We start from the raw sequence: 4,066 nt of genomic DNA on the forward strand, positions 1-4,066 counted from the left end.
AGGATCGACGCCGAAACCAACGCAAAACCGACGGGCACGAAAGCATATGCAAGGCGGAGGATGAGCACGAGCGGATCCCGCAATGTGCGTTCGCCAGCCCAGCGCGACAGACGCCACACCTGGCAGATTGCAGCGACGGCCATAAGCATTCCTGAGACGCGGTTGTGGGGGGCGAACGTCCACGCTCCCAGCGCGATAGCTGAGATGGCTATCGATGCGATGTCAAAACGGCCGAACGGTGCAGGCAGCTTGCCAGGATTTTCCCGGGCGAGCCAGTTGCGTGTGAAGCTCGGAATGATACGCCCACCGATCAGCGAGATGAGTACGATCCCCGCAGCCATACCGAGCCTGCGGCTGATGTCGGATGTGCCTTGAAGGTGCGCCTCGATATGGAACATGCCGTTGGCGCACGCCATCACGACAAGCGGCAGCAGCACCTTGAGGTTGCGCCAGTTGCGTCCGGCGATGATTTCGCGGGCGGCGGCGGCAGCCACCACAAACAGAAATGAGCCATCGATCACCGCGGCTGCTTGCCAGCCGATGTCGGTCGAGAAGTAGACAGCGGCGCGCCCGGCAAGCCACAGGACGACCAGCGCCAGCAGTGGCAAGCCTTGTACGGGCAGCCGGCCAGTCCAATTGGGGATGGCGGTCAGCAGGAACCCGGTAACGATCGCCGGCAGATAGCCGAACAGCATCTCGTGAATGTGCCAGTCGACGGCAACGAACGCACTGTGGGCATCGACTTCGCCGGCATATATCGGCAGCCAAAGCAGAATGGAGAGCGCGGCATACAGCGACCCGAGGAAGAAGAAGGGCCTGAATCCGTAGGAAAGAAATGCGGGTCCTGTGTAGGCCCGCAGGCGTGGAATCCCCATGATTTGCGTCTCCAAATGAACAGGGCCGGATGAACCGCCGCCCTCGGTCCGTCCGGCCCTCGCCTGCCCTCATGCGGCAGGCATGGCTGTATCGATTGCCGATCAGTTGACCGGAACCTGGGTGAACAGGTCGGCGAACACCGTCTTTGCCTTCCCGGGATGCTTGACCGCCTTGGCGGCATCGAGATTGACCGGCTTTCCGACAACGATCAGGGCGACCATGCCCATGCCGTAGTGAGGCGCGCATTTGACGCCGTAAACGCCCTCCTTTGTCAGCGTAACGGTGATTTCCTCGCTGGGCTTTCCCTTGAAGGGCTCGGCGCCGTCTGGAAGCATGCCTTTGATTGACTCGGCATCATGGCTCTTGTCGGTCGGCACGAACTTGACGGTGTCGCCAGGGGCTGCCTTGACGAAGGCCGGCTGGAAAACCATGGCGCCCTTTTCGCCCTTGTTGAGCATCTGCACCATATGCTCTTCGGCGCTTGCGCCGCCGGCGAGCGCCAGGATAGAGACTGCGGCGGCGAGGATGGAGAGTTTCATCGATTTGTCCTTTGTTTCGTCTTCGCGGCATTGCGCCGTTCCATGCCATTTAGCCTGACGCGGCTGGGAACAATTTGCGCTGGCGCAAACTCAGGATAAGAAAGGTCTTCCGCACGACTGATGCGGAACCGTAGGGCCGTGAGGAATCGCTTGGCTGCGCTGGACCGATCGCTGATTTCGCGACTGCCGCTCTTCCAGGGTCTGACGCCCGACGAGCAGAGCGAGATCCTGCGGGATGCGCGGTCGTCTCGCTATGCCAAGGAGACTGCGATCTTCGAGCAGGAAGCCGAGGCTCATTCCTTCTTCGTGCTGATCGCCGGGCATATCCGTGTCGTTCGCACCACACCGGACGGACAACAGGTCATCGCCAGATACATCAGCGAAGGCGAGATTTTTGGCGTCGCCGCGGCACTTGGCCGAACGACCTACCCAGCCAGCGCAATTGCGGCGGTGGACTGCGTGGTGCTCGCCTGGCCAAACGCTCTGTGGCCGGACCTGGCGGGATGCTTCCCAGTGTTTGGGGCGGCCACATACAGGACGGTTGGAACCAGGCTGCAGGAGACGCAGACGCGGGTCGTGGAGATGTCCACCGAGCAGGTGGAGCAGCGGGTTGCGCATGCGCTTCTGCGACTGGCAAACCAGACCGGCCGAAAGACCGACAGCGGCATCGAAATCGATTTCCCGATTTCCAGGCAGGACATTGCCGAGATGACGGGAACGACGCTGCACACCGTCAGCCGCTTGCTCAGCAAGTGGGAAGACAATGGGATAATCGTCAGCGGACGCCAGAAGGTCACCGTGAAGGATGCGCACCGCCTTGTAGTTCTGGCCGAGAACCGGGACAAGCGCTGATCTCATTCTCTGCGGCGGACAGTCGCTTCCAGGTCGGCGATGAAACGGCTTTCATCGACGTGGTGTTCAAGGCACGCTTCAGCCACGGTATGGAATGTGCCGATCGGGCAGCCGACGCACAGCATCTTGTATCTCAGCACCACAGCCACCGTTGCCGGCCATTTCCTCATGATTTCGTCAACGACCATGTCGGGGTCAATCGAACTGGGTTGCTTCACGATGAAGTCTCCGCGATTTGCGAAGCCTCTTCATAAATCGCGTTCGGACCGCTCTCGTTGCGCTTTCGCAATCTGAAAATGATTCAGATCAAGACACGGCGCGCGCGACCTCGATAAGCAATGGGATAAAGTATCTGAGGAGGTTGGCATGCAAGCCAAAACCATAATGACCACACCGGTCGTTGCAATTGATCCGTCTGCGTCGATCGCCGATGCAGCCGGATTGATGCTCTCCAGCAAGATCAGCGGGCTTCCCGTCATTCGCCGTGACGGCGCGCTGGTGGGCATTATCAGCGAGGGTGATCTCCTGCGCCGTGAAGAGCTGGGCACTCAGCGCAAGCGCCCACGCTGGCTGGAGTTTCTTGTCAGCCCGGGACGAGTTGCCGAAGAATATGTCCTCGCCAACGGACGACGGATCGAAGAGGTGATGACCGACAGCGTCGTCACGGCATCCCCCAATGCATCGCTTGCCGAGGTCGTCGAGTTGATGACGCATCACCGCATCAAACGCGTCCCGATCGTCGACGGCGATAAAGTTGTCGGAATGATTGCCCGTTCCGATCTTCTTCGTGCGTTACTTGACATGCAGCCAGCCTCAACCCCGATGGCCATTGACAACGAACAGATACGCCAGAGCATCGTCGCGGAGCTTGCAGCGCAGAAATGGGCTCGAAATGAGCTGATCAATGTCACTGTCGACAAAGGGATCGTAAAACTGAACGGCGCCATCTTCGACGAGCGCGAGCGCCGGGCAGCAATCGTCGCGGCCGAAAATGCAGCCGGCGTTAAAGGCGTTGAGGACAATCTGTTTTGCGCCGAGCCGTTGTCCGTCATCCTGGTCTCGTAGCCAAGGGCTAGCACCACCATTTCCCGGGGCGAAATGTGTGCTTGGCCGCCCGACGTTCTAACGCTGTCCGGCCACATGTTGTAGCCGTGCGATCAGGTCGCGGTTGCGGCAATAGTCTGGCGGAGCATCGGCTTGCTCGTTTTGGTCGAGCCAAGTCGAGCATTCGTCCTGATGGCCGCAGGATCGGCAGCGGTTGACCGCACGATCGGTGACGGCTGCATGGTCCGCCACCACTTTCAACTGCCTGTCGACACCCAGCTTGCGCATCATGCGACCCATCAACGCGACCCTGGCGTCGACTGAAATCAGGTAGTCGAGAAAGCTCATCTTGGTCACTCCTGCCTTATGAGACTCATAGCCATGCAGGCAGCCGACGACTTGATCTCGATCAACCGACGGAGCCGTCGCCGGGCCAAGGCGGCGAAAGGGGTAGAGTGAAGTTCCTGGACCCCACCGCGTACTCGGCTGCTGGGGCGTCCACCCATCAATACGACATGAAGCGGTTGATGCCGCTTTCCTCAATCAGCGAGCGGGTTATCCCGCCGAACGCCCATTCCCGCAGACGGCTGTGCCCATAGGCACCCGAGACGATCAGGTCCGCATGGATCGACCGCGCAAATGTCAGCAACCTGTCGCCGTCTGGGTCGCCGGCGATCAGCTCAGTTCCTGCCATGATGCCGTGATGTTCGAGAAAGACCGCGACGTCGGCAAGGCTGTCGCGGATACTCTTGTCG

At 60.2% G+C, this 4,066-nt stretch carries 7 protein-coding genes; 2 read left to right on the forward strand and 5 right to left on the reverse strand.

Annotated elements, in window-relative coordinates; genetic code table 11:
• Both EN914_RS26885 and EN914_RS26890 read right to left on the reverse strand, forming a co-directional pair.
• On the reverse strand, window positions 1-875 hold an 875-nt coding region (locus EN914_RS26885), incomplete at its 3' end, for an NnrS family protein (RefSeq protein WP_127389363.1).
• A gap of 102 nt (window positions 876-977) precedes the next feature.
• Window positions 978-1,415, reverse strand: coding sequence for a pseudoazurin (locus EN914_RS26890; protein WP_013525383.1), 438 nt, complete (start codon window positions 1,413-1,415; stop codon window positions 978-980).
• Window positions 1,416-1,565: 150 nt separating this feature from the next.
• Between EN914_RS26890 and EN914_RS26895 the strand changes: the two genes are divergently transcribed.
• Window positions 1,566-2,267, forward strand: coding sequence for a Crp/Fnr family transcriptional regulator (locus EN914_RS26895; RefSeq protein ID WP_024505309.1), 702 nt, complete (start codon window positions 1,566-1,568; stop codon window positions 2,265-2,267).
• A 2-nt stretch (window positions 2,268-2,269) separates the two neighbouring features.
• On the opposite strand, the gene EN914_RS26900 is transcribed toward EN914_RS26895, so the two are convergent.
• Window positions 2,270-2,485, reverse strand: a complete 216-nt coding sequence (locus tag EN914_RS26900) for a DUF1858 domain-containing protein (protein WP_013525381.1) — start codon at window positions 2,483-2,485, stop codon at window positions 2,270-2,272.
• A 148-nt stretch (window positions 2,486-2,633) separates the two neighbouring features.
• On the opposite strand from EN914_RS26900, the gene EN914_RS26905 reads away from it, so the two are divergent.
• Window positions 2,634-3,332: a CBS domain-containing protein gene (locus EN914_RS26905; protein ID WP_013525380.1), complete on the forward strand. Its 699-nt coding sequence runs from the start codon at window positions 2,634-2,636 to the stop codon at window positions 3,330-3,332.
• Window positions 3,333-3,389: 57 nt separating this feature from the next.
• Here EN914_RS26905 and EN914_RS26910 read toward each other — a convergent pair whose 3' ends face one another.
• Window positions 3,390-3,659 (reverse strand): DUF6455 family protein, encoded by a 270-nt coding sequence (locus EN914_RS26910; RefSeq protein WP_013525379.1) that lies wholly within the window; start codon window positions 3,657-3,659, stop codon window positions 3,390-3,392.
• A gap of 157 nt (window positions 3,660-3,816) precedes the next feature.
• Window positions 3,817-4,066: universal stress protein (locus tag EN914_RS26915; RefSeq protein WP_164778933.1), on the reverse strand; the 250-nt coding region annotated here is incomplete at its 5' end.

The sequence above is a fragment of the Mesorhizobium sp. M7A.F.Ca.CA.001.08.2.1 genome (assembly GCF_003998455.1).
Classification (GTDB): domain Bacteria; phylum Pseudomonadota; class Alphaproteobacteria; order Rhizobiales; family Rhizobiaceae; genus Mesorhizobium; species Mesorhizobium ciceri.

Coding starts and splice junctions, on each gene's coding strand:
- EN914_RS26890 (WP_013525383.1), bottom strand. CDS start 1,415: ATGAAACTCTCCATCCTCGCCGCCGCAGTCTCTATCCTGGCGCTCGCC.
- EN914_RS26905 (WP_013525380.1), top strand. CDS start 2,634: ATGCAAGCCAAAACCATAATGACCACACCGGTCGTTGCAATTGATCCG.
- EN914_RS26910 (WP_013525379.1), bottom strand. CDS start 3,659: ATGAGCTTTCTCGACTACCTGATTTCAGTCGACGCCAGGGTCGCGTTG.